The organism is Puia dinghuensis, assembly GCF_014642875.1.
GTDB classification, from domain to species: domain Bacteria; phylum Bacteroidota; class Bacteroidia; order Chitinophagales; family Chitinophagaceae; genus Puia; species Puia dinghuensis.
Window position 1 is genome coordinate 1080150 of the sequence record NZ_BMJC01000001.1, and the last position, 24348, is coordinate 1104497.

General features: G+C 53.3%; 18 protein-coding genes. 8 read left to right on the plus strand and 10 right to left on the minus strand.

All coding sequences use genetic code 11. The features are described 5' to 3' along the window. The first annotated feature begins 22 nt into the window (after positions 1-22). Together abc-f and IEY39_RS04265 are read left to right on the plus strand one after the other, a co-directional pair. Entirely contained in the window at positions 23-1906 is a 1884-nt protein-coding gene (gene abc-f, locus IEY39_RS04260) for a ribosomal protection-like ABC-F family protein (RefSeq protein ID WP_188928852.1), read from the plus strand. A 17-nt stretch (positions 1907-1923) separates the two neighbouring features. Further along, the gene (locus IEY39_RS04265; RefSeq protein WP_188928854.1) at positions 1924-3429 is read left to right on the plus strand and encodes a M28 family peptidase; all 1506 of its coding nucleotides are present in this window, start codon (positions 1924-1926) and stop codon (positions 3427-3429) included. A gap of 34 nt (positions 3430-3463) precedes the next feature. On the opposite strand, the gene IEY39_RS04270 is transcribed toward IEY39_RS04265, so the two are convergent. From IEY39_RS04270 to IEY39_RS04280, 3 genes are read right to left on the minus strand one after another with little or no spacing between them, the layout of a single operon-like run. After that, positions 3464-4411, minus strand: a complete 948-nt coding sequence (locus IEY39_RS04270) for a class I SAM-dependent methyltransferase (protein WP_188928856.1) — start codon at positions 4409-4411, stop codon at positions 3464-3466. Then, on the minus strand, positions 4411-5619 hold the full coding sequence (locus tag IEY39_RS04275; protein ID WP_188928858.1) for an MDR family MFS transporter: 1209 nt from the start codon (positions 5617-5619) through the stop codon (positions 4411-4413). The genes IEY39_RS04270 and IEY39_RS04275 overlap by 1 nt, the downstream gene beginning before the upstream one ends. Next, positions 5619-6341: a DUF4197 domain-containing protein gene (locus tag IEY39_RS04280; RefSeq protein WP_188928860.1), complete on the minus strand. Its 723-nt coding sequence runs from the start codon at positions 6339-6341 to the stop codon at positions 5619-5621. The genes IEY39_RS04275 and IEY39_RS04280 overlap by 1 nt, the downstream gene beginning before the upstream one ends. 105 nt (positions 6342-6446) lie before the next feature. On the opposite strand from IEY39_RS04280, the gene bamJ reads away from it, so the two are divergent. Continuing rightward, positions 6447-7244, plus strand: a complete 798-nt coding sequence (bamJ, locus tag IEY39_RS04285) for a BamJ family beta-barrel-assembly machinery protein (protein WP_188928862.1) — start codon at positions 6447-6449, stop codon at positions 7242-7244. Here bamJ and IEY39_RS04290 read toward each other — a convergent pair whose 3' ends face one another. Continuing rightward, entirely contained in the window at positions 7245-8546 is a 1302-nt protein-coding gene (locus IEY39_RS04290; protein WP_188928864.1) for an ATP-binding protein, read from the minus strand. It lies immediately after the preceding gene. Between the two features lie 168 nt (positions 8547-8714). Between IEY39_RS04290 and IEY39_RS04295 the strand changes: the two genes are divergently transcribed. Next, complete coding sequence (locus IEY39_RS04295; protein ID WP_188928865.1) at positions 8715-9155, plus strand: hypothetical protein; 441 nt, start codon at positions 8715-8717, stop codon at positions 9153-9155. Between the two features lie 14 nt (positions 9156-9169). On the opposite strand, the gene IEY39_RS04300 is transcribed toward IEY39_RS04295, so the two are convergent. From IEY39_RS04300 to IEY39_RS04315, 4 genes are all read right to left on the minus strand, one after another. Further along, complete coding sequence (locus IEY39_RS04300) at positions 9170-11077, minus strand: SPFH domain-containing protein (RefSeq protein ID WP_188928867.1); 1908 nt, start codon at positions 11075-11077, stop codon at positions 9170-9172. A 131-nt stretch (positions 11078-11208) separates the two neighbouring features. After that, entirely contained in the window at positions 11209-12855 is a 1647-nt protein-coding gene (locus IEY39_RS04305; protein ID WP_188928869.1) for a DUF4139 domain-containing protein, read from the minus strand. A 52-nt stretch (positions 12856-12907) separates the two neighbouring features. Next, positions 12908-14563: an alpha-glucan family phosphorylase gene (glgP, locus tag IEY39_RS04310; RefSeq protein ID WP_188928871.1), complete on the minus strand. Its 1656-nt coding sequence runs from the start codon at positions 14561-14563 to the stop codon at positions 12908-12910. A gap of 71 nt (positions 14564-14634) precedes the next feature. Next, entirely contained in the window at positions 14635-15636 is a 1002-nt protein-coding gene (locus tag IEY39_RS04315) for a hypothetical protein (RefSeq protein WP_188928877.1), read from the minus strand. Positions 15637-15769: 133 nt separating this feature from the next. Between IEY39_RS04315 and IEY39_RS04320 the strand changes: the two genes are divergently transcribed. Beyond that, positions 15770-16450 carry a metal-dependent transcriptional regulator gene (locus IEY39_RS04320; protein WP_188928879.1) on the plus strand — a complete coding sequence of 227 codons (681 nt, stop codon included), beginning with the start codon at positions 15770-15772 and terminating at the stop codon, positions 16448-16450. After that, positions 16422-18305 carry an Nramp family divalent metal transporter gene (locus IEY39_RS04325; protein WP_188928881.1) on the plus strand — a complete coding sequence of 628 codons (1884 nt, stop codon included), beginning with the start codon at positions 16422-16424 and terminating at the stop codon, positions 18303-18305. Before IEY39_RS04320 ends, IEY39_RS04325 begins: the two co-directional genes overlap by 29 nt. Positions 18306-18327: 22 nt before the next feature. Here the strand turns inward: IEY39_RS04325 and IEY39_RS04330 are convergent, their stop codons facing one another. Next, a complete protein-coding gene (locus IEY39_RS04330; protein ID WP_188928883.1) occupies positions 18328-18957 on the minus strand; it encodes a Crp/Fnr family transcriptional regulator in 630 nt (209 codons plus the stop codon). Next, positions 18954-19556 (minus strand): Crp/Fnr family transcriptional regulator, encoded by a 603-nt coding sequence (locus tag IEY39_RS04335; protein WP_188928885.1) that lies wholly within the window; start codon positions 19554-19556, stop codon positions 18954-18956. Before IEY39_RS04335 ends, IEY39_RS04330 begins: the two co-directional genes overlap by 4 nt. A gap of 109 nt (positions 19557-19665) precedes the next feature. On the opposite strand from IEY39_RS04335, the gene IEY39_RS04340 reads away from it, so the two are divergent. Both IEY39_RS04340 and IEY39_RS04345 read left to right on the plus strand, forming a co-directional pair. Further along, complete coding sequence (locus tag IEY39_RS04340) at positions 19666-20898, plus strand: NADP-dependent isocitrate dehydrogenase (protein ID WP_188928886.1); 1233 nt, start codon at positions 19666-19668, stop codon at positions 20896-20898. 326 nt (positions 20899-21224) lie between these two features. Then, positions 21225-24344: a SusC/RagA family TonB-linked outer membrane protein gene (locus tag IEY39_RS04345; protein WP_229688765.1), complete on the plus strand. Its 3120-nt coding sequence runs from the start codon at positions 21225-21227 to the stop codon at positions 24342-24344. Positions 24345-24348: the final 4 nt, after the last annotated feature.

Consider the following 24348-nt stretch of genomic DNA (forward strand, 5'->3'; position numbering starts at 1 on the left):
TATTTTCTCTTTATATTTGCACATGCATTATGTTTCCGTCGAAGGGTTGACCAAATCATACGGAGTCAAACCGCTTTTCCAAAAAATAACATTTCACATCGAAGAAGGCGACAAGATCGCCCTGGTCGCCCGCAACGGCAGCGGCAAATCCACCCTCCTCCGCATTCTTTCAGGTCAGGATACACCCGAAGACGGCACCGTTTGGATCCACAAGGATGTCACCGTAGCGCTCTTCGAACAGGAGCCGGTCTTCATCGAAGACCGATCGATACTCGACAACATCTTTCATCATAACCATCCCGTCATCAACGCCATCAAGGCCTATGAAGCAGCCAGCGACGCGGAAGACGTCGATCGGCTCACGGATGCCATCGTCCGGCTGGACGAGCTTGGCGCATGGGATTTTGACACCAAGGTGAAGCAGATCCTCGGAAAGCTGAACATCCATCATCTACATCAGGCGGCGGGGACCCTTTCCGGGGGACAGCGCAAACGGGTAGCTCTGGCCAAGACCCTGATCGATATCGGTTTTGAGCACAAGCATGTCCTCTTGATCATGGACGAACCCACCAACCACCTCGACGTAGAAATGGTGGAATGGCTGGAACATTATCTCAACCAGGAAAAAGTAACGCTCCTGCTGGTGACCCACGACCGCTATTTCCTCGACAATGTCACCGATGAGATATGGGAAATGGATGGCAGCAGCCTGCATGTCTATAAGGGCGACTATGAGAACTACCTGGAGAAAAAGGCTGCCCGGCTGGAAAACGACACCGCCAGCATCGAAAAAGCCCGCAACACCTATCGGAAAGAGCTGGAATGGATGCGCAAACAGCCCAAGGCTCGCACTACCAAGAGCAAGAGCCGCCAGGATAATTTTTATGCCGTCGAGGCCAGGGCCAAACAACGCATCGAAGACCAGCAGGTCGAATTGCAGATGAAGATGAACCGCCTTGGTGGAAAAGTGGCCGAACTGAAAAAAGTATATAAGAGTTATGGCGACAAGACCATCCTGAAAGGCTTCGATTACACGTTCAAACGCGGCGAACGCGTAGGCGTCATCGGTCGCAACGGTGTCGGCAAATCCACGTTTATTAATATCCTGCAAGGGCTGGAACCCGCAGACAGCGGAAAGATCAATATCGGTGAGACCGTTATTTTCGGCAATTACAGCCAGCAGGGACTCGTAGTAAAAGAGGATATGCGGGTCATCGAATTCGTAAAAAATATTGCCGAGGTTTTTCCCCTCGCCGCCGGCGGTTCCCTCAGCGCAGCCCAATTCCTCAACCTCTTCCTCTTCCCACCCGACCAGCAATATACCTATATCTCTAATCTCAGTGGTGGCGAGAAACGACGGCTGCACCTGCTGTCTATCCTTTTTCGGAATCCCAATTTCCTTATTCTCGACGAACCCACGAACGACCTCGACCTGCCTACCCTCGCCATCCTGGAAAACTTCCTCAGCGAATACCAGGGCTGCCTGCTCATCGTCTCCCACGACAGGTATTTTATGGACAGGCTGGTCGATCACCTGCTCGTGCTGGAAGGCAATGGCGACGTCCGGGATTTCCCGGGCAACTACTCCCAATACCGCGAGTGGCTTAAAGACAACGAAGAAACCGCCCCCTTCCCAAACGAGCAACCCGCACCCAAAGCCTCCCCTGTCGCGACGACCGCGGCAGCCAAACGCCAGCTATCATATAAAGAAAAACGAGAATTCGAGGAACTCGAACAAGAAATTGCCAGTCTCACCCGGGAAAAGGAGGAGATCACCGCAAAGCTCGGCAGCAGCGACGCTTCCTTCGATGAATTACAAAAACTCTCTATTCGTATCGGCGAGATCAGCCAGCTGCTCGATGACAAGGAACTGCGCTGGCTCGAGCTGAGTGAAATCGGTAATTGATCCCTATATTTGGTCCTATGAAAAAATTCATCCTATTGCTTGCCGTATGCGCAGCAGGTGCCGCCCAGGCTCAAAAGCTGCCCGATCCCCGGCCTTTTGCCAAAACCATCACCGCAGACGATCTGAAAAAACAGCTCTTCATCGTGGCCAGCGCCGATTTCGAAGGCCGCGAGACAGCAACCGAAGGCCAGCGCAAAGCAGCAGCTTATATCGAGAACTACTTTCGCACCCTGGGACTAAAACCAGGCAACGGCGATAACTACCAGCTGTTCTATCCCGTCTTCCAGGATTCCCTCGAACAGGCAAGCCTATCCGTAAACGATCAGCCTTTCACCTTCAATAAGGATTTTTTCGTCCCCGTTGCACTCGACTATAGCGCCGAACTGGGGAGCAGTGAGGTCGTGTTTGCCGGCTATGGCATCAGCGACTCCACCCGCAATGATTATAAGGACCTCAACGTAAGAGGTAAGATCGTGCTGGTATTGGGCGGCCAACCCGCCGGAACGGCTCCCGCACCCGGCAGAAGAGGCTTCATCGCCAAACAGGAGGCTGCGCAAAAGAACGGAGCGGCCGCCCTGCTGATCCTCCAACCGAATATTCCCCGCAACGTCCGTGATGTCAAAGGCAATATGTCGCTCACCGAATACCCAAGGACCATTTATCCCAACAGCTACTACATCACCGAGCCGGTAGCCAGGGCCATTGTAGGGGATGATCTCACGGCTTTGCAAAACGGCAGCGCCCAGCCCAAGACCTATACCGTCAACCTCCACCTGGGCCTGCAAAAATCAACCCTCCACCTGCAAAGCAGCGATGTGCTGGGCTTCCTCGAAGGCACCGATCTGAAGGACCAGATCGTTGTCCTCTCCGCACATTATGACCACCTCGGCAAACGGGGCAACGATATCTATTATGGCGCCGATGACGATGGATCGGGCACAGTCAGCATTCTTCAGCTGGCAGCTGCCTTCGCAAAGGCAAAGGCAGCCGGCAAAGGCCCACGGCGCAGCATCCTCTTCCTGGCTAATTCCGGCGAGGAAAAAGGACTCTTCGGCTCTCAGTATTATTCCGAGCATCCCACCTATCCATTAGATAAGACCACCGTCGACCTCAACATCGACATGATCGGGCGCATCGATCCCAATCGCAAGATTGGCGATTCCACCAACTATGTCTACGTAGTCGGCAGCGACAAATTATCAACCGATCTCAAACCCATCAGCGAAGGCAATAACAAAAAGTATTCAAAGCTCGAACTGGACTATAAATTCGATGACCCGAACGATCGGGAAAGGATCTATTATCGCAGCGACCACTACAATTTTGCACGCAAAGGGGTGCCGATCATCTTCTATTTCGACGGCATCCACGCCGACTATCACCAGCCGACCGATACGCCGGATAAGATCAACTACGATATCATGGAGAAAAGGGCGCACCTCGTGTTCTTCACAGCTTGGGAAATGGCCAACCGCAACGACATGCTGAAGCGCGATATTGCGCTGCCCGTCGGAAGCCGGTAAGCAGACCACGCCGGCTCACGGCCATTCACGCCAGTCACTTTATGATCCTGTAACACCAGCGGAAAAGCTTCCCTTCAAAATCGAAAGGCGTCGTGGCCCGGGTGATATCTTTCAGGGAGGTCGCGACGATCTTTTCTGTCTCGAGCTGGAATCGTCGAAAATTGGTGCTGAAATATAAGACCCCGCCCGCCCTCATCGCCCGCAGGGTCTTGTTGATCAGCTCAGCATGATCGCGCTGAATGTCTAAAAAATCCAGCATGCGCTTGCTGTTGCTGAAAGTAGGCGGGTCCATGACGACAAGGTCATAGTAGTCGCGCGGCGCTTCATCCAGCCATTGCTTTACATCGGCATGAATAAATTGGTACCTCTTTGCATCGGCCGGCATATTCCCGTTCATGTTGGCTTCAGCCCAATTAAGATAGGTTTTCGAAAGATCGACCGAATCCACCTGCGCCGCACCGCCCGCCGCCGCATAGACGGAGAAGGACCCGGTATAACAGAACAGGTTGAGCATTCGTTTGTCTTTTGCCTCTTCCCTCACCATCCCCCGGGTGATACGATGATCGAGGAAAAGACCCGTATCCAGGTAATCCGTCAGGTTGATGCGGAAAGAAAGCCCGGATTCCTTTGCTATAAAGAACTCCTGTTCGCTGGCTAATTTCTCATACTGGTCCTGGCGGCCGGCCTTACGGCGGCGTTCGCGGAAATAGATACGTTCATCAGGAGTTTCCAATACTTCACTGATGGTGGGGATACAGGACTCGAGCCAGTCGCGGTGTTCTTCCTCGGTCATGCCATGACGACGCTGGTATTCGGCAAGATAAAGTTTATCCTCATATCGCTCGATGCAGAAGGGAAACTCCGGAAGATCATGATCATAGATGCGATAGCAGGTGATCCCCTGGCGCCGGGCCAATTTGGCGACATGACGAATATCCTTCGTCAGCCGGTTGCGGAACATGGGTAATTTTTCCTCCTTCATCACTTATTAATTTGTCTCAACCATCTGAATCCCATCGCCGCCACAAAACAAACCCCGCCTACCAGCCACCAGAGCGGTTTAAAGCCCACCCGATCGGCAATTTCAGCGCCCCCCGCGGGTCCTACCACCTGTGCGGTACTCCAGGCGATGGTATATAGGCCCGCATACTGACCACGGGTGGTGCTCGTCGTCCGGGATACCCAGAAGGAGTTCATAAAGGGCATCGCCAGTATCTCACCTACTGTCGTCAACACCATGCAAAAAAAGACGGCGGCCACCGATAGTGGAAGTATATTCAGCAGCAGGTAAGATACGCCAACAAGTCCGGCCCCGTAAACAATATAATACAAATTTTCCCGCCGGCCTTCCAGCCGGAAGACGAGGATCATCTCGAAAACGGCGATGATCAGTCCATTCATCGTCATCAGCAGCCCGATCATGTATTCCGGCATGTGCAGTGTGCGTTTGTAGTACACCGGAAGCACAGAGAACAATTGGAAAAAACAGGTGGCAAAAAGGATAGTGCAGCAAATAAACCAGAGATAGATCTTGTCCCGATAGGGCGTCAGCATCGCATCGGCGGGTTGCTGGTCTTCTCCATGCGTGGCGACCGATGTCATGGCTTCCCCCAGGAAACGGCGAAGCAGAAAGGCGGCGAGCAGGTTGGTACAGCCATCCACCCAAAAAAGCAAATGATAATTTATCGAAGCCAGGATACCACCGATGGCGCCGCCTACGGCCCAGCCCAGGTTGATGGCCAGGCGGTTGAGGGAATAGCTCCTGGTGCGGTTCTCCTCCTTGCTATACGCGGCGATGGCCGTCGAGTTGGCAGGGCGAAAGGCTTCGTTGACCACGCTCAACAGGAAGGTGCAACCGCAGATCAGCGGATAGCTGCGCATTTGCCCCAGGAGTATGAACAGCATGCCCCCGCCCGTCAGCGTCACCAGTTGTACCCGATGAAACCCGAACCGGTCGGTCATCCGCCCACCAAGGAAGCCGCCGCAGACGGCCCCCAGGCCAAAGATACCGATGACCGCACCCGCCTGACCAATGGTATACCCCATGGAAGGCTGCGTCAGGTAGATGGTCATAAATGGAATCACCATCGTCCCGCTGCGGTTGACAAGCATCACCACGGAGAGAAGCCATGTAGAGCGGGAAAGACCGCTATAAGCGTCGCGATACAGAGAGATTGTGCGGGTCAGCACTATTTACCAAACACTTTTTTCAATAGATCATCTACCTGGGCAGCGGGATTCTGCCGGATATTCTTTTCTTCAACAGCGACATAATAGAAGACACCATACAGTGCCTTGTCCGTCGTATAGGAAGGCAGATCGCTGTTTACTTTACTATGGAACGGGATCTTGTTGTACAGGTCGAATATCTGTTTCCAATACTTGGTTGCACCCGTCTTTTGGAGGGAGCTGTCGATCACCGGACGGAAAGAAGCGGTCAGCTGCGCCGATGTAGATTTCCGCAGATAGCCGGTAGCCGCCGTATCCGGGCCTCTCAGGATGCTAACCCCGTCAGACACCGTCATATTTTTTATAGCGCTGAGAAAAATTGGTGCAGCGGATTTTGCCGCGTCTTCAGCAGCCCGGTTGATGCTCAGGATGGCATCGTCCACCTCTTTATTAAATCCGGCGCTGCGCAAAGCCTTTTCTACTTTTGCCGCCTCGGGAGGCAGAAGTATCTTCACGGCAGCGTCTTTGAAGAAGCCATCGACGGCCGACAGCCGGTCCGTACTCTTCTGGGTGCCGTGGTTGAGCGCATCTTTCAGACCAGCCACGATATCTTCCGAACTAAGGCCTTTTCCGCTACCGCCTGTTATGGCGTTTTTGGCCTTGTCGAACAAGCTGCCCTGGGCGTTAACGATGACAACGGAGAATAAGAAAAGGGTAAGGAATGAAGTAAGCTTCTTGATCATTGGATATTTTTTGTAAAGGTAAGGAACGCCGGTCAGTCCCGTTTATTGCCCGTCCTTATATTGCCAATAAACCATACCTTTGCGTCTCATATTAACAAAATAGTTATGGTATTGTATAGAACATTGCTGGCATCGACCCTCTGCTTATCCGCCGGTCTTTCCGTCTTTGCACAGACTGCCAAAACCACCACGCCCGCGCATAAAGCCCCGACTGCTTCCACAACTGTTACAAGTGTCTCCACACTGAAAACGAACCAGGACTCCCTGAGCTATGCCATCGGCCTCAGCGTCGCAAGGTTCTACAAACAGTACAATATCACCAATATCAATACCGCGGAGGTAACCCGCGCCATCAACGATGTCAATAAAAAAGGTAAGCTCCTGCTCACCGAAGAACAGGCCGACGCCTGTATCCGGGCTTTCATGATGAAGAGAAATGCCGAGATGCAGGCAGTGAATAGCGAAAAAGCCTCGGCTAATAAAAAACTCGGTCAGGACTTCCTCGCCGCCAACAAGAACAAGCCCGGTGTGGTCTCCTTGCCCAGTGGTCTCCAATACCAGATCATAAAAGCAGGAACGGGTCCCAAGCCGGCGATCACCGATCAGGTAAAAGTGCACTATCATGGTATGCTTATCGACGGAAGAGTGTTCGACAGCAGCATCGAAAGAGGCGAACCCATCGAGCTGGCCGTCAACGGTGTCATCCCCGGCTGGACGGAAGCCCTGCAGCTGATGCCCGTAGGCAGTAAGTGGAAACTCTTTATCCCTTCCAATCTTGCCTATGGCGACCAGCAGGCCGGCCAGATGATCGCGCCTGGCTCTACGCTCATCTTCGATGTGGAATTGCTCGACATCGTCAAGCATGGCGGCACTAATGCCCCCGACAGCACGACAAATCATTGATTATTTTATTTCCCCGAACAATCCGTGGATGGCATACAATGGAATGTTTGCCATCCACTCCTCTTTACGATAGTCGGACATCGATGTTCTGAAGGCTTGCGGCGGCTTATACTTTTGGTGATATACTTTTAAGCTCTTGGCTTGCAGGTTCTCGGCAGCCTTCACTTCGAGCGGTGCTATGTGGCCCCAATACTGCACCAGGAAATCTATTTCAGCCCTCGAGTCGGGGGACCAATAGAAGATACCGGCTTCCTTTTCTGCCATCAATTGCTGCAGAACATATTGCTCCGTAAGGGCCCCTTTGAATTCCTGAAACAGGCTGTTACCTTCCAGCAAAGTTTTGACATCCAGGCCGGACATAGCCGAAAGCAGCCCTATATCTACCAGGAATAATTTGAATGCACCAATATCATCAAATGCTTTCAAGGGGATAGCCGGTTTGCTCACATTGTTCACCTTATAGATGAGACCACAATCGATGAGCCAGTTAAGGGCAAGTTCATATTCCCGGGCTCTCGCTCCTTCCCGGATAAGCCCATAAATAAACTTCCGGTTCTCCTTTGCCAATTGAGTCGGAATGGAATTCCAAAGGGAGCGGATACGCGGAACAATATCCCGGGGTGCATGCTTGGCAAAATCGTGCTCGTACCCGGAAAGGATACGTGTCTGAATGTCGCGTACTGCCTTAAAATCTTTATGCTGCGCGAACGACCAGACCGCCTCCGGCATACCACCGACAAAGTAATATTGTTTCAGCAGTTCGATGTACCGGGTTTTGAAGCCCGTGATCAAGGGCCAATCACCGTTCCGCAATAGATCGGCCATGGGTTTTCCGTCGACGACTTCCACGAACTCCACAAAACAAAGTGGGCGAAGGTCGAGGAAGGCAACTTTTCCTACGGGAAAAGAAGTCCCCCCCATCAATGCAACACCCAATAAGGACCCTGCACATATCACATGGTATTCGGGCGCATTCTCATAAAAGTATTTCATGCAGGTGAGCGCGCCAGGCGCTTCCTGCACCTCATCGAAAATGATCAGCGTATTCCCTGCATCGATTGTCACTCCGGTCTCGATCTGGACAGCCGTAAGGATACGTTTGATATCGAAATCTGTCGTAAATAAGGTCCTCAGAACGGCATTGCTTTCCAGGTTGACATAGGCGCATTGCTGATAATGGGTGCGGCCAAATTCCTTCATAAGCCAGGTCTTACCCACCTGTCTCGCACCCCAGATGATCAATGGCTTACGGGGCGCCAACTGCTTCCATCGCTCCAAATCAGAAAGTTGGTTTCTATTCATTTTCAATAACTTGACAAAAAGACGGACGACTTTTTGCCCAAAATTACAAAAAGATGGACGACTTTTCGGAAATTCTTCCAAAAAGACGGACGACTTTTCGGCAAACTCAGTGGGAAATCCAATTGCCGGCCCCGGAGAGGGTTATCCGTAAAAATCGTATTTTGGGCCATGATCAGACCTATCCTGCTGCTCGCGGCTCTTCTTCTGCGTGGGATGGACCAGGACGTCAAAGTAGCCACCTGGTCTGTCGGAAAGCCGGAAACCGCAGCCTATGAAAGTCTCTCGTTCTGGATAAAGGAGAACCACCGTGCCTATATCCGTTATTCCCACGGAAAAAGCAATGACGATACCGAGCTTCAATGGCTGGGACCGGACACCTACAACGGCCGGAAAGCTTTCCGCGTCACTTTGCCAAAGTCGGGCGCCTGTTGCCTCGTCATCGCTCCCGACACTGTTGGGATACAGGTAATAGATAGCCGGCGACATTCCACAAAATCCTTTTATTGGGAAGATGAGAATCCCGCCGGCGACTCTATAGCTCGTTGTTCTATTTGCGCACAGGACGAGAAGGAAGCCGTGGGCTGGCTTCGCCGCTACTTCCTGCGTTAGAACGGACGCAATCTTTAGTTGCCCTTTTCATCCGTTTTTTTACGCAACTGCTCCAGCAGCTGCAGACCAAGGAGCCCGCTGATCGGTGCGCCCGCGCCATCATGGCCACCGATGAGAATATCAGGCATGATCTTGATATGCTGCTGGCCTATCGCCTCCATCACCTTCAGTTGGGTGAAGTTGCCTCCACCCATGGCTTCCACGGCTAATTTATAGGACTCTGCGGAGGACTTACCGATGGCGAGTATCTTCTCGGCTTCCGCATTACCCGTGACGGAGATCTTTTCTGCATCCGCTTTTGCGATCAGTTCTATCTTTTCCGCGTCGGCCTTTGCCAGCAGGCGGGTCTTTTCCGCCTCGCCGCTGGCCAGCAGTTTGAGCCGGTCGGCTTCGGCATTGGCCTGCAGCCGGACGCTGTTGGCGTCACCCGTCGCCTTCTTCACAGAAGCATCGGCGATGCGTTCGGCGATGAGCACGCCCTGGTCGGCCTTTACTATCTCTTTCTGGATGTCGGCGATAGCCGTTTCTTTCTCCAGGCTTTGCCTCGTCTCCTGCGCCTTCATCTGGGTCTCATATGTCACCTTCTGTTCTTCGGCGATCTTACGGTCCGTAAGGGTCTTCATCAGGCTTTCGGGCGGAACGATGTCGCCAATAAGCGTGTCTACGCCGATGACATTGTATTGCTCCAGCACCCGGCCGATATGCAGCCGGGCCGACTCCTGTCTTTCCTTGCGGGTGCCGAGAAAGGCGATGACATCGCTGTCCTGCGCGGAGTTGCGGAAGTAGTTACCGATGGTGGGCTCGAGCACCTGGCTCACCAGGTTCACCATATTGCCAAAGCGGGCGATCACCTTTGGCGCCTCCGTCGTCGGGATATGAATGATCTGGGCTACGTCGAGATTGAAGGGGAAACCGTCCTTGCTGCGCACCGTAATGGTAGAAAGATTCTTATCCAGCTGATGCGCCTCACTACGGGCACTGGCCCAGTTGAGCACAAGATTGGTGGTGGGCACCAGCTCCGTTTTCTGGATATATGGGTTGATGGGGTACTTACCCGGGCCGAACGGCTCCGCCCATACGCCCTTATTCCCGCGGGCTACGATATTGCCGTGTTTGAAGTCCACGCCGCTGAGATCGGCCCCTTCGTTGCCGACAAAAGAGATGACGACGCCGACATAACCGATGGGGATCTCGGTCATTTTCACCATTTCCACTTTCACGAACCAGGGGTTGAGGAAATAACTACCGGCAAGGATCACCTGCTCCTGCAGGCCCTTATAGCCGCCGTTGGCCAGAAAGAGATCGGCATCCTGAAATTTGTTGTGCTCACCGATAAGCCGGCCGGCGATCTGCCCTTCTTCAAGCGGCTTTCCTTCCAGCGTGGTCACAATGCCGACGGCATTGTCCGGGATACTGATCATATCGGTGATCTCGACATCAAAAAGAAAGGTGTTGATACGATAGGACCCCGGCGTCATGATGGCGGTCTGCCTCCCCTTTCGACCGCCGTTCTTCAGAAAGGCAGCGGCATCCTGGAAAGAGTCACAGGGAACCTTCCGCGCGAGGATGGCGCCGGTCTCGAGCTCGCCGCCATCGCGGGCCAGCACCAGGCCGATCTTCCCCGTCGGGATCACCGTGAACGGCTGAAAGTTGATCGCATATTGCCAGAACCATTTGCCGAAATAGACGCCAGGCGCCAGCGTCTGCGCCTGAAAGCCGGCTTCGCCTTCGGTGGCGATGATATGGCCTTCCGGCAGGGATTGCTTCCCCCACAGCACGAATTTTTTGGTTACCAGGCCTATCCGGTCCTCCGGCACGATGACCAGGCCAAAGAAGACCCGCAGGATGATGCGGTAGAGCAGGATACATAATAAGGGGATGCCGATGATCAATCCCCATTTGATCAGTTGTGAGTTGTCCATTTTGTTATAGAGGTTTGTCCGTTGAAGATACAAAGTTTGTCCACAGCCACCACCCGCTCAATAAAATTCGGATAAACGGTAAAAAACAGACAGGACTAACGGCAACATGGGTCCCAGTAAAACCTCTACATTCAATTAATATTCAGAACCTTGTCCTTGGGATATTTCACACTGTAGCTGATTCGGTAAGAGCGGCTTTCGCCCGGCGCCAGTTCCAGGTTCCAGGTGAGGATGCCGGTATCCGGATTCACCACAGCCCCGCTGCTGTCGAGCAGTTCCGTCTCGATGTCTTTATCAGTGGACAGCGGGTATTGGTCCTTCAGGATCATCCGTGCCTTCTCCTTCTTGTTGTTCCGCACGGTAATCAGGAAGGTATACACCTGCTTCTTGCTGGACCCGAGGAATTTCACGCTGCTGTAGTCGACGAGCTTTTCCCTTTTGACGACGATGCGCTTGTCGCGGCCCAGGGTCAGATTCAATGTGTCCTGGATCGACCCCGGATCGATCCGCGACTTACCGATATACGTTCCCTCCACCATGATGCTGGCCTCCCCCGGCAGGAGGTTCAATTTTTCCCAACCGGTTAATTGCCCCAGCAGGTAAGCATCCTTGTCCACACCCGGAGCGGCATAATATTGGTAGACGCAGGGCAGTTGGTATTCCTTCAGCACGACGCCCTGTTCCATTCCATTGCCGGGAACATCATAGGGGATATCGATGTCGAAGACGGCATCCATAGTGCGATCGTTGAGGGTGACGTAGTCACCCAGTTCGTCTTTTGCCCCGACCGATGCCGCTCCCCGAATGACTACGGATTCCTGCAACGCGAGTGTTTTATAGTTGCCGCTTATCTTGTTGTCGAGGGTATTGGCCGGCGATGGGGCGGCAAAATATCCGACGGCCCTCATGGCCTCCACAAACCGCAGGAACCGCGCCTTCAGCACGGGTGCATTTCCGCCCTGCGAGGGAAGCGAAGTGGACAGGCTCAGCTTCACCTGTTTCCAGTCGATGCCGGAGGTCTGTACCACCTGGGCCTTGTAGAAGAGATGCAGCGGGTCGTTGCTGTTGATCACCTTCAGGTCATAGGAGGGCTCCCAGTGCGCGGCCGTCGTCAGATAAGAGACGGTAAGATCACAGGGGCCGGCCGAGGGGCTCAACAGTTGCAGGACCAGACTGCCGCCCGTCGATGCTTTCTTTTTTTCCTCTTCCTTTATCTGGCTGTCCAGCCTGTAGGCAAGTTGATTCAGCTCCGTGGTGCGCTCGTTGTAACCGCTGATGTCCATCCTGATCTCAACCTGTTTCTGCCGCTGATAGTCGATCATCTTCGCCAATTCTACGACGCTGACCCCGGTATTCGTACCGCCGACAGTCTTATTGCCATTCAGCACCTCGAGTAGTTCGCCGGCCGATTTGCTCAGTACCTCCAGCCGGGTCAGCTCTTTTTTGATCGCGGCAATCGAATCCTGTAGTTTTTTGACAAAGCGGCTCACCGTTTCGGGTCGGAGGTAGTCGGTGGAGAATGTCACCGACATAACCGTGACATTCGATGAGCAGGTGACCCGAACGCTGGAGATATCGATGGCATTGCTGAGATCGCCGATCACCAGTTCATTAGCGCCGCGATCCAGGTGAGCGATTGCGGTGTGCACGAGTTCAGCCCCGCTGCGGTAAACCGTGGCCGAGCGGAGGGTGGAAGAGACGACATGCTGCCCTTCTTCTGCCGTCGCAGACAACAGGGACAGATTGAATAAAAAGACTAAAAAAGTGAGTGGTCGCATATGAGAGGATTTACTCCCAGGATGCAACCACCCGGATAATTACATAAACCGCCTATTTGTACAGCTGCTCGTAGTACTCGTGCGCCATCCTGCCTGCATCGAACTGGTAGCGGACATCCCGCATCCCGTTCTTGGCGATCTGCCGCCAGGTATCGTACTTCTCATAGTAGGTGGGCAGAATATCATTTTCCAATATCTGGTAGAGTTTGTTCATATCGTAATCATCCACCTCCTCTACATGCATATTGGCATAATCTGCCTTGGGAACGACAAAACCGTTGTTGCCGTGATTGATGAATTCGGGTATCCAGCCGTCGTCGGTGGAGAAGTTGACGGCGCCATTCATGGCGGCGGTCATCCCACTGGTGCCCGATGCTTCACGCGGGACGCGCGGATTGTTGAGCCAGCAGTCGGCGGCCTGTTTCAGGCGTTTGGACAAAGACATCTCATAACCGATGAGCACCGCCACATTCTTATAACCCTTGCTGAGATGAACGAGATGATTGAATTCGTTTATCGCGGGATAGTCCATGGGATAGGGTTTGCCGGCCCAGACGATCTGGATGGGATATTTGGTGTCATGGATCAACTTGTTAAAGCGGTCCATGTCGCGCGCCAGCAGACCCGCGCGTTTGTAACCCGCAAACCGCCGCGCCCAAACGATCGTAAAGACGTTGGGATCGAATAATTTTCCCGTCTGGTCCGCCACCAGCTCAAAGGCCCTCTTCTTCATATAGCGCTTCCGGTCGTCCCACCAGTGATCATTGCCTTCTTCCATCTTCCTGTACAGCTCCTTGTCGGCCCAGTAACGCCAGTTCTGGGCATTGGTGATGGCGATGATAGGACAGATATCCTTATACTTCCCCCACATGGCGCGGGAGACTTTACCATGTAATTGCGAGACCGCGTTGGCCAGATGAGCGAAGCGCAAGGCGACAAGCGAGTGGTTGAAGGCATCGTCCTCAAGCCCCGTCAGTTTCTTTACTTCCTCGACAGACAACCCGCAGAAGTAGCTCATCTTATGACAGAGATAGATATCGTGTTTCTCATTGCCGGCCTCTTCAGGTGTGTGCGTTGTGAAGACCAGCCTCTTCCGTACTTCTTCGATGTCGCGGTTATATTTCTGGTAGAGATAGAAAGACGAGCTGATGGCATGTGCCTCGTTAAGATGATAGAGTTCGGGGTTGAAGCCGAGTTCGTCCACGAGTTTGGCGCCGCCAACCCCCAAAAGAATGAATTGGGCCACTTTTGTCGCGACATTGGCGTCATAAAGCCGGTGGGTGATCGTCTGAGAGACATAGTCGTTCTCCGGCACATCAGTGCTCAGCAGGAACAGCGGGGCACTTTTGAACGTCTCAGGGTTGAGATACCACACCTTCACCCAGACGGGATGATCATGGATGTTCACCTGGAAGCGGATGCCCGTATCTTCGAGAAAGCTGTACAGCTTTTCCATCCAGGTCACCTGCAACGTCTGATCCAGGTTGCGGGCCTGGTCATAATACCCATACTTCCACAAGATACCGATGTTGATCATGTTCTGACGCAACTCATACGCGCTGCGCAGGTGGGAGCCCGCCAGAAAGCCAAGTCCACCACTATAGATCTTCAGGGGCTGGTGCACCGCAAACTCCATCGAGAAATAAGCTACCTTTTTCGAATACCGCTCATCGACAGCGTATGGCACAGCATAATTTTTAAAGCTCATATCAGATCCAAACATTTTTTATCCATGTAAAATGTACGCAATATAACGCATAAACCCGATTTCAATTGCAGTCATGTCTCATTGACCTTTATTTTTGAACGTTTATGTTCTTCGGCCTTATGTTCGGGCTTTTGTGGCGTCCTCCGGCGCTGGAAATACCCTTCGAAGAAGCATTTGATGTCGCGATGCACACCGCACCCACCCAGTTCTTTCAGGGATACGCCTTCGGGGATGAAGGTGAATTCGATCGCACAGGGGTCGGAATATGCCCGGTAGCGTGCGATACCCGGAGCAACAAATTTCGCCTCGCCCTTCAATTCCCCCTTGCAGGTGCCATTGTCCTTCTCGAAATGAACAAAGAACCAAAACCGGGAAGCGTCTTTGCCATCCCGGATGGAGACGATATTCCGTTTGTCCTGTGCATAGTCGCCCGAGAATTTATGTTTTCGGGGCAAGGTATCTATCGGATCATAGACGGGGACGATCTTCGCCTTTGTCTCGTTGGATTCGGTGAGGATCAGCATAAAACCAACATCCCCATTGTAAATGTAAGCGTCCTTGTGATAAAGGAGCTGCCCGTCGGGCCCCTTTCGCTGATGCTGAATGGTGAGCGTATATTTATTGTCCATCCCCGCCTGGCCGCTGACCCCGGGTTCATTATCCGAATAGAGGATGGGGCGGGCGGCGGCAAAATGGTTCTTCTTGTCGAAACAAAAGATGTAGAGGGCCCGGCGTTCTTTTGCCGTTGCCTTTACGAACAGGTACTGCTCGGCCTCGGGGACACTGATCTTTCCGATGGCGTAGAGATGAGGATGCTGTTCCTTGCCGAAGAGCCGGCTGAGGATCGAATCCGGTACAAAGCGGGCGAACAATTTGGCATTAATGATGGATGTCTCGGGCTCTTTTCGTCTCAGGACAGTATCCGTCACGTTGTAGGGCAGTTTCATGGGTTGGAAGAACTCCAGGAAATCAGAGATATTCACCTTCTCATCGTTGACTGCCAGGGAAACCTTCTTCTCCTTACACGAAACCAACAGCACCGGCAGCACTAGAAGCAACAAGTATTTGCTCATACGAGTATAATTATCTTCGGGCGACCTACCGGCCGCCTCGCCAGATTTTCAGGACTAAAATAAAGAAATTTTCCCGGGAAAACCGTATCTTCAATTTTAGATTTGTCTAAAATTAATTTTAGCCGAACCGAATATGAAGTATTCCGTAAGCAAGGAGAATCATCTCAAGGCCATCTTTCATCTGCAGCAGGAGCAGGGCCTCGTCACGACCAATGCCCTGGCCGCGGCGCTGCGCACCCGGCCGGCGTCCGTCACCGACATGCTCAAAAAGCTGAAGGAGCAGAAGCTGCTCATCTACGAGCGGTACAAGGGTTTCAAGCTGAATACCGAGGGCAGGAAGGCCGCAGTCCAGGTGATCCGCAAACATCGCCTCTGGGAATATTTCCTCGTGAAGAAGTTGCAATTTGGCTGGGACGAGGTGCATGACATCGCTGAAGAGCTGGAGCATATCAGCAGTCGCGCATTGATCGACCGGCTGGACGCCTTCCTCGGTCACCCCGAAACCGATCCCCATGGCGACCCCATACCCGACAGCCAGGGACGGCTGCAGGTGAGACGGCAGACATGCCTGGCCGACCTGCCCTTGAACAAGACCGTTCAGGTGTCAGGCGTCGCCAGCCAGACCCCCGAAATGATGGAGGTGCTGCAGCATAACCATATCCGGCTGGGCACCCGGCTGGAGATAAAAAAGAAATTTCCATTTGACGACTCCCTGGAAATAAAGGTCCGTAACCGGCCACCGGTTACCCTCAGCGCCCGGGTAGCAAAAAATGTCCTTGTAACCTATGATGAATCTCTCACAGAAAGACGTTAGCCTTGGTGAAGCGCATGGCAGCATTGACACTACCCAACGAAAGGGACCCTGGTGGCGGCAACTCTTTGTTTTCTTTGGTCCCGCCTACCTGGTAAGCGTCGGGTATATGGACCCGGGCAACTGGGCCACCGATCTGGCCGGCGGCAGCCGTTTTGGCTATTCGCTGCTTTGGGTGCTGCTGATGAGCAACGTCATCGCCATCCTCCTGCAAAACCTGGCGGCCCGGCTGGGCATCGTGCGGGGCCGCGACCTGGCCCAGGCCAATCGCGAGGTCTATCCCGCCTATATCAATATCCCCCTTTATATCCTGGCGGAGATCGCCATCGCAGCCTGCGATCTGGCCGAGGTGCTGGGCATGGCAATCGGGATCGAGCTGCTCACCGGTCTCCCCCTTGCCTATGGAGTATGTATCACCGTCCTGGACACTTTTTTGCTGCTTTTCCTGCAACGGCTGGGGATGCGACGGATGGAGGCCTTTATCGTCGGGCTGATAGCGGTGGTAGGTCTTTCCTTCCTGGTTGAGATCATATTGGCCCGACCGGCGGCAGGGGATATCCTCACCGGCTTCGTCCCGGTATTGCATGGGAAGGAAGCCCTTTATATCGCCATCGGCATCATCGGGGCCACCGTCATGCCGCACAACCTCTATCTGCATTCCGCCCTGGTGCAGACGAGAAAGATCGGGCAGGGCGCGGAACACATTCGCCGGGCACTCAGGATCAATTTCTTAGACAGCGCCGTAGCCTTAAATCTCGCCTTCCTGGTCAATGCCGCCATCCTCATCCTGGCCGCCACCGTCTTCTTCAAGACAGGCAAGACGGACGTAGCCTCCATAAAAGAGGCCCACCGGCTCCTGCCCATGCTGGGGACCCAATTAGCGCCAAAACTTTTTGCCATTGCCCTTATCGCTTCGGGCCAGAGTTCCACGCTCACCGGTACGCTGGCCGGACAGATCGTTATGGAAGGCTATCTGCAGCTGCGGATAAACCCCTGGGTACGGCGGCTGATGACCCGTCTGCTGGCCATTATCCCGGCAGTGATCGTGATCATCCTGTTCGGCGAAAAAGAAGTGGACGACCTGCTGGTGCTGAGCCAGGTGATCCTGAGCGTGCAGCTGGGATTTGCCGTGATTCCACTCATCCATTTCGTCAGTGATAAAGCAACGATGGGGGCCTTTACCATCCGGCCCATCATAAAATTGCTGGCCTGGGGCGCTGCCCTCCTGCTGCTCTATCTTAATGTGAAACTGGTGATAGAAGAAGCAGTACCGGTGATGGCTGCGACCGGTCACCCCGGCTGGAAAGTACTCATCACCCTGGGAAGCCTGGGCGCGGCTGCCCTGCTGCTGTACATCGGCCTTCATCCGTGGATCGAAAGACAGGTACGCCATAAAACACTCCAGCTACACCCCCAGCCCGATCACCTCCAGGACTGGACACTCCCCTCTTTCCGGCATGTCGCCGTAGCCCTGGACTTCAGCGAACACGACGAGAAATTGCTGGCCTATGCCGTCGGCCAGGGTGGAGCTGCAGGCCGATATCTCCTCATCCATGTCGTGGAGAGCGCCTCCACCCATTTGCTCGGCAGGGAGACCGATGATTTCGAGACCCGAAAAGACCAGGAACGACTCGACCGCTATGGCGCCATCTTACAGGAAAAAGGGCTGCAAAGCCATACTGTCCTGGGCTTCCGCCATCGCAGCCGCGAGATAGCCCGCATCATCCGTGAACAACAGGCAGACATGCTGGTCATCGGCTCCCACGGCCACACGGGATTAAAAGACCTCCTCTACGGAGAGACAGTGAATGCGGTGCGGCACGAGCTGAAGATCCCGGTGCTGGTTGTGAGCCTTTAGCCCCAACAGCCGCCAGGCGCTGCTACTCACGCGACGCCGTTCCCTTCCTGCCCGGCCGCATCAAATGCTTCAACCTGCTGAAGGTCTCCGGCTTTATGTTCAGGTAGGAGGCAATGTATTTCTGCGGCACCCGCTGCAGCATCTGCGGATGCGAAAGAACATAATCCAAAAAGCGTTCGCGCGTGTCCTTACGCAACTGGTCGAAAAAGCGGTTGTCTTTCTTGACAAAGAGGTCGGACATCAACAACCGGCCAAGCCGCTCGGCTTTTGGAAAAAGGTCGTAGGCTTCCTGCAGGTTCTCATAGGAAACAGAAAAGAATACAGTGGGTTCGATGGTCTCGATGACACATGAAGACGCCGTGCGGAAGTGAAAGGAAAGGTCGGAATGGACGATATGCCCTTCCGAAGCCAGTTGAATAGTAATCTCCCGGTTGCGAACCGGCAGGTATTTTCGCACCAGCCCCCAGGCAACGATATTCAGATAGCGCTCCACCTCTCCCATGTCGATAACCTTCGTCCGCTTCTCAAACTCCCTGATCTCGATATAGGGCAAAAATTGGTCGAATTCCTGCTTTGACAAAGCCGTGTAGCGGGAAAGGTAACCATGCAGATACTCAAGGGCAGCCTTATACGACGTCGGGGGCTTGCTCATTTGATTGACATTTTAACGACAGCCGGCCTTTTTTTTATCTGGTTTTTTAACCGGCTGAACGTCTCCGGTTTCATATTCAGATAGGAAGCCAGGTCCTTCTGCGTTACCCGCTGCAGCAGATCGGGGTATCTCTCCACAAACCGGGTGAACCGTTCGCGCGTGTCCAGCCGCATACACTCATACTCCCATTCCTCCTTCTGCATCACAAACTGCGTGGTCATCAGCCGGCCCACCCGTTCGATCCGGACGCTCTTCCCGTAAATCTCGTCAAGATTGTCGTGGGTAATGGACAACAGGGTGGTCGGTTCCAGCGTCTCTATATAGTAATGGGAAGGCATCCCCGAGAGAAAGGACGAACTGCTGCTGATAAGCTCCCCCTCCCGGGCGATATTGGTGATCACTTCCGTCTTACCCCGGTAGAAATACATCCGGACCAACCCTGCTACCACAAAATTCATGTAATACTCCACCTCTCCGGCCCGCAGCAACTGTACCCGCCGTTGAAAGGTGCGGACCTCGAGCTTTTCTGCCAGAAGCGCGAACTCCTCGTTGGTCAACGAAACATACCCCGACACATATCGCCGTACTAATTCCAGCATAGCAGTAGTAACCTGGTTAAATAGCTACAAACTTACAAAAAAGAGGATTTTGCCCAATGGCTCATTTCGTGTAGGTTTGCTATCTTTTTAGCGATAAAATAGCAGAAATATGCCCAAAAAAATCAAAGTAGCCAACCCTGTAGTCGAACTGGATGGGGATGAAATGACCCGGATCATCTGGAAATTCATAAAAGACAAACTGATCCTTCCATACCTTGACATCGATATCAAATATTTTGACCTTGGCGTCGAACACCGCGACCAGACCAACGATCAGGTGACCATCGATGCAGCCAACGCCATCAAACAACACGGCGTCGGCATCAAATGCGCAACCATCACCCCCGACGAAGCCCGGGTGAAGGAATTCCACCTGAAGCAAATGTGGAAGAGCCCCAACGGCACCATCCGCAATATTTTGGATGGCACGGTATTCCGTGAACCCATCGTCATGAAGAACGTCCCGAGACTGGTCACCAACTGGACAGCCCCCATCATCGTCGGAAGACATGCCTTCGGCGACCAGTACAGGGCCACGGATACTGTCATCAAGGGCAAAGGCAAGCTCACCATGACCTTTACCCCCGAAGACGGCAGCGCGCCGCAAACATTTGAAGTTTTCAACTTCAACGGCGACGGTGTGGCCCTCTCGATGTACAATACCGACGAGTCCATCAAAGGCTTTGCCCGCAGCTGCTTCAACATGGCGCTCAGCAAGAAATGGCCGCTCTACCTTTCGACAAAGAACACCATCCTGAAAAAATATGATGGCCGGTTCAAAGATATTTTCGAAGACATCTATCAAAAGGAGTTCAAGCATGCCTTCCAGGAAGCCGGCATCGTCTATGAACACCGGCTCATCGATGACATGGTAGCCAGCGCGCTGAAATGGAATGGCAATTTCGTCTGGGCCTGTAAGAACTATGACGGTGACGTCCAGAGCGACTCCGTGGCCCAGGGCTTTGGCTCGCTGGGGCTGATGACCTCCGTGCTGGTCACCCCCGATGGCAAGATCATGGAGGCCGAAGCCGCCCACGGTACGGTTACCCGCCACTATCGCGACCACCAGGCCGGCAAGCCAACCTCCACCAATCCCATCGCCTCCATCTTCGCCTGGACCCGCGGTCTCGCCTTCCGGGGCAAACTGGACGGCAACCACGAACTGATCCATTTCGCCGACGCCCTCGAAGCAGTATGTATCGAGACCGTAGAAAGCGGTAAGATGACCAAAGACCTGGCCATCTGCGTACACGGTAACAAGGTCGAACACGGCAAACACTTCCTCTACACCGAGGAATTCCTCGACGCCATCGACCAGAACCTGCAAAACAAATTAAAATAGGCTACCCGCCAATCCGGCGGATCGAACCCCTTTGCACCACAGGCAAAGGGGTTTTTTCTATTTCATGCAGCGATACTGCAGTCAATCCCACTAACATTTTTATTAGTATATAATGTTAGTAGATTTTGAATTTGATCTCATTCCGGCCTTTACCTTGCTAAAGCTCTACTAAACTACTCGGAATGCTCCAAACCGTTTATCAGATAGCCCCCCACGGCAGATAATATCAAATAAGGATAATTTCTATTGAATATATAACGTAAATTTTATATGTAACTATTCCCTATATTAGGTCCTCATTATAAACACACCAAAACTACTTAACCATGAGGACACTACTCCTGCTTCTATGCAGCTGTCTGCTGCTTTTTGACCATCTCCAGGCACAAAATAGAACCATCACCGGAAAGATCACGGACAACAATGGCAGACCGGTACCGGGCGCCAGCGTGACGATTAAAAGTACCCGTAGAGGCACTAGTTCCGGACCAGACGGAGTCTTCAGCATTCCCGTTCCGCCAAACTCAAATACGCTGGTCATCTCCGCCGTCGGCTGGACCTCGAAAGAGGTTGAGATCGGTGACCAGACATCCATCACCGTTACCCTCACCGCCAAAGAGAACACCTTGTCGGAAGTGGTCGTGACCTCCCTCGGCATCGCCCGTGACAAGCGCTCGCTCGGCTATGCTACCCAGCAGTTGAAAGCCGACCAGATCGCCGACAAAGGACAGGTTAACCTCGTCAGCGCCATGGAAGGCAAGGTGGCCGGGGTCAATATCACCGGAGCCAGCGGGGGAGCCGGTGCTTCCGTCAATATCAATATCCGGGGCATCACCTCCTTTACCCGGAGTAACCAGCCGCTCTTTGTAGTGGATGGGATCCCCATCAGTAATGATGTAGACCGCACAAATGGCGGCCCCAACGGCACATTGGGCGACCAGCAACCCGCCAACCGGGCACTCGACCTCGATCTGAATAATATCGAGTCGATCAACATCCTGAAAGGACCGGCCGCCGCCGTTTTATATGGTTCGAGGGCGGCAGCAGGCGCTATCATCATCACGACCAAAAAGGGCGGCGTCAACGGGAAAAGCGAAATTGTCGCCAGCACCGCCTACAGCCAGCAATATATGGAAGGCCTCCCGCAAGTTCAAAATGCGTACGGCCAGGGCTCTGCCGGCATCTACAACCCGGCATCGGGGAACTCGTGGGGTCCAAAATTCGGGTCAACCCCATCCGTGGCCAATGGTCTGCTGGTGAACGGTCAACCCGTACCTTTCAAAGCCTATCCCAATAACATCAACGATTTCTTCCAGACGGGGACCATCTCCGACAACAGTCTTATCATCAACGGGGGAGACGCCAAACAAAACTTTACCCTATCAGGCGGTTATCTGACACAGAACGGTATCCTGCCCAATACTTCCCTCAAAAGGGCAAATGTCAAATTCGCCGGAAATACGATATTCCGAAACAAGATCAAGGTGGGCGGCGTGGTCAGCTTCTTCAATACCCTGCAGACCGGCATCCTGGATGGTAACGGCGCCAGTTCCCTGGCTGTCGTCGAAGGCCTGGCCCGCAGCATCGACCTCACATCCACCAGGGTCCTGGGAACCTATCAAAACCCGGATGGCACCAATAACTGGCCGATTCCGGGTCAGGATAATCCTTATTATGATGCATATATGAACCCCTTGAAGAGCAATCTTTATCGCATAATCGGCAACGTGAACCTGGGCTATGATCTCTTTCCCTGGCTAAACATCAACTACCGGCTGGGCATCGATGCCTATACCGACCGGCGGAAGCAGATCTTTGCCATCAGCAGCGCCCGTGTTCCCGCCGGGCAGGACCTGGAAAGCGATATCTATCGCAGCGAGCTCAACGGCGACCTGATCATTACCGCACATAAGAACGACTTCCTCACCAAAGACCTCAACTTCAGCGCGCTTCTCGGCCAGAACATCAACCAGCGCCGCTTCCAGGTGGTGACGGTAGAGGCGGACGCCCTGGCCTTTTCCGGCTTCTATAATACCAGCGTCGGCAGTAATTTCGCCATCGGCTCGGCCGAGTCCACTACGCTGCAACGACTGCTTGGTTATTACGGCCAGCTTTCCTTTGCGTGGAGAGGCTATTTATACCTGGAGGCAACGGCCCGTGCCGATGAATCCTCGACATTGTCCACCAGTAAGAATACCTTTTTCTACCCTTCTGTGAACGCCGGCTTCGTCTTCACGGATGCCTTCCACATCAACTCCGGCATACTGTCCTACGGCAAGCTGCGGGCCAATATCTCCAAGGTCGGTACCGATGCGCCTCCCTACCTGCTGGCTAATACGTATCAGAAGAGTACGTACGGTAATAATGTGGCCAACTTTAGCTTCCCCGATGGCGCTATTGCAGGTTTTACCCTCAACCCAACCATCGCGCCAAATGTGCTTTCGCCGGAATTCGTCACCTCCTACGAGATCGGTACAAATCTGGGCTTCTGGAACAACCGCGCCACGCTGGACGCTACCTACTATAACACAGTGAGCACAAGCCAGATCTTTTCAGTCGGCATTCCTCCTTCCACCGGATTTACCACGAAAACGGTGAACGCGGGTAAAATGACCAATAAGGGCGTGGAACTAACACTCTCGGTAGAGCCTGTTGTCACCCACAACTTCAGGTGGGATATCATCGGCAATTTCACCAGGAATGTAAACAAGGTAGTCAGCATCTTCCCCGGCATTACCCGTTTCTCCATACCCGGCAGCGCTTTCATCGGATCGATCCCATCCATCCAGGTAGGACAGCCTTACGGAGTCATCATCGGCGGTCTGATCCCCCGGGACAGCACTACGGGCGCCCGGCTTATCAATCCCGGCACAGGTGTATACGCCACGACCATCGCTAACCAGGTGCTCGCCAATCCCAACCCCGATTATATTCTCGGTATCTCGAATACAGTCCGGTACAAGTCCCTCTCCCTTGGGTTTACCTTCAACTTTATCAAGGGCGGGCAGGTGTTGTCTTTCACGGCAGCTTCTTATAAATCCAGGGGAGCCTGGGTAGAAACCGGAAAGGACCGTGACAAACCCTGGACCCTTCCCGGCGAGATCCTTTCGAATGGAAAATATACGCAAAACAATATCCAGATACCGGCTCAGACCTACTGGCAAACCCTGGGTGGTTTGCAAAGCGAGTTCAACGTCTATGACGCTACCGTGCTCCGGCTCCAGGATGTGACCCTGGGCTACGATCTGCCGGCCAGCATCATCAAAAGCTGGAAGATAAATTATGTACGGATATCCGTTTTTGCCAACAACGTGTTCCATATCGCCCCGAATACTTTCATCGATCCGGAGATCAATACACAGGGCGCAGGCAATATTCGCGGACTCGACCTCCAGGGCACGCCCAATGCTCGGACCATAGGAGGCAGTCTAAAGGTTTCTTTCTAAAATC

Bases quoted from the DNA above. Each gene is read 5' to 3' on its own strand.
- IEY39_RS04340 (WP_188928886.1), top strand. From the start codon at position 19,666: ATGCCCAAAAAAATCAAAGTAGCCAACCCTGTAGTCGAACTGGATGGG.
- IEY39_RS04325 (WP_188928881.1), top strand. From the start codon at position 16,422: ATGATGAATCTCTCACAGAAAGACGTTAGCCTTGGTGAAGCGCATGGC.
- IEY39_RS04305 (WP_188928869.1), bottom strand. From the start codon at position 12,855: ATGCGACCACTCACTTTTTTAGTCTTTTTATTCAATCTGTCCCTGTTG.
- glgP (WP_188928871.1), bottom strand. From the start codon at position 14,563: ATGAGCTTTAAAAATTATGCTGTGCCATACGCTGTCGATGAGCGGTAT.
- IEY39_RS04295 (WP_188928865.1), top strand. From the start codon at position 8,715: ATGATCAGACCTATCCTGCTGCTCGCGGCTCTTCTTCTGCGTGGGATG.
- IEY39_RS04335 (WP_188928885.1), bottom strand. From the start codon at position 19,556: ATGCTGGAATTAGTACGGCGATATGTGTCGGGGTATGTTTCGTTGACC.
- IEY39_RS04280 (WP_188928860.1), bottom strand. From the start codon at position 6,341: ATGATCAAGAAGCTTACTTCATTCCTTACCCTTTTCTTATTCTCCGTT.
- IEY39_RS04345 (WP_229688765.1), top strand. From the start codon at position 21,225: ATGAGGACACTACTCCTGCTTCTATGCAGCTGTCTGCTGCTTTTTGAC.
- IEY39_RS04265 (WP_188928854.1), top strand. From the start codon at position 1,924: ATGAAAAAATTCATCCTATTGCTTGCCGTATGCGCAGCAGGTGCCGCC.
- IEY39_RS04330 (WP_188928883.1), bottom strand. From the start codon at position 18,957: ATGAGCAAGCCCCCGACGTCGTATAAGGCTGCCCTTGAGTATCTGCAT.
- IEY39_RS04315 (WP_188928877.1), bottom strand. From the start codon at position 15,636: ATGAGCAAATACTTGTTGCTTCTAGTGCTGCCGGTGCTGTTGGTTTCG.
- bamJ (WP_188928862.1), top strand. From the start codon at position 6,447: ATGGTATTGTATAGAACATTGCTGGCATCGACCCTCTGCTTATCCGCC.
- IEY39_RS04270 (WP_188928856.1), bottom strand. From the start codon at position 4,411: ATGAAGGAGGAAAAATTACCCATGTTCCGCAACCGGCTGACGAAGGAT.
- IEY39_RS04290 (WP_188928864.1), bottom strand. From the start codon at position 8,546: ATGAATAGAAACCAACTTTCTGATTTGGAGCGATGGAAGCAGTTGGCG.
- IEY39_RS04300 (WP_188928867.1), bottom strand. From the start codon at position 11,077: ATGGACAACTCACAACTGATCAAATGGGGATTGATCATCGGCATCCCC.
- abc-f (WP_188928852.1), top strand. From the start codon at position 23: ATGCATTATGTTTCCGTCGAAGGGTTGACCAAATCATACGGAGTCAAA.
- IEY39_RS04320 (WP_188928879.1), top strand. From the start codon at position 15,770: ATGAAGTATTCCGTAAGCAAGGAGAATCATCTCAAGGCCATCTTTCAT.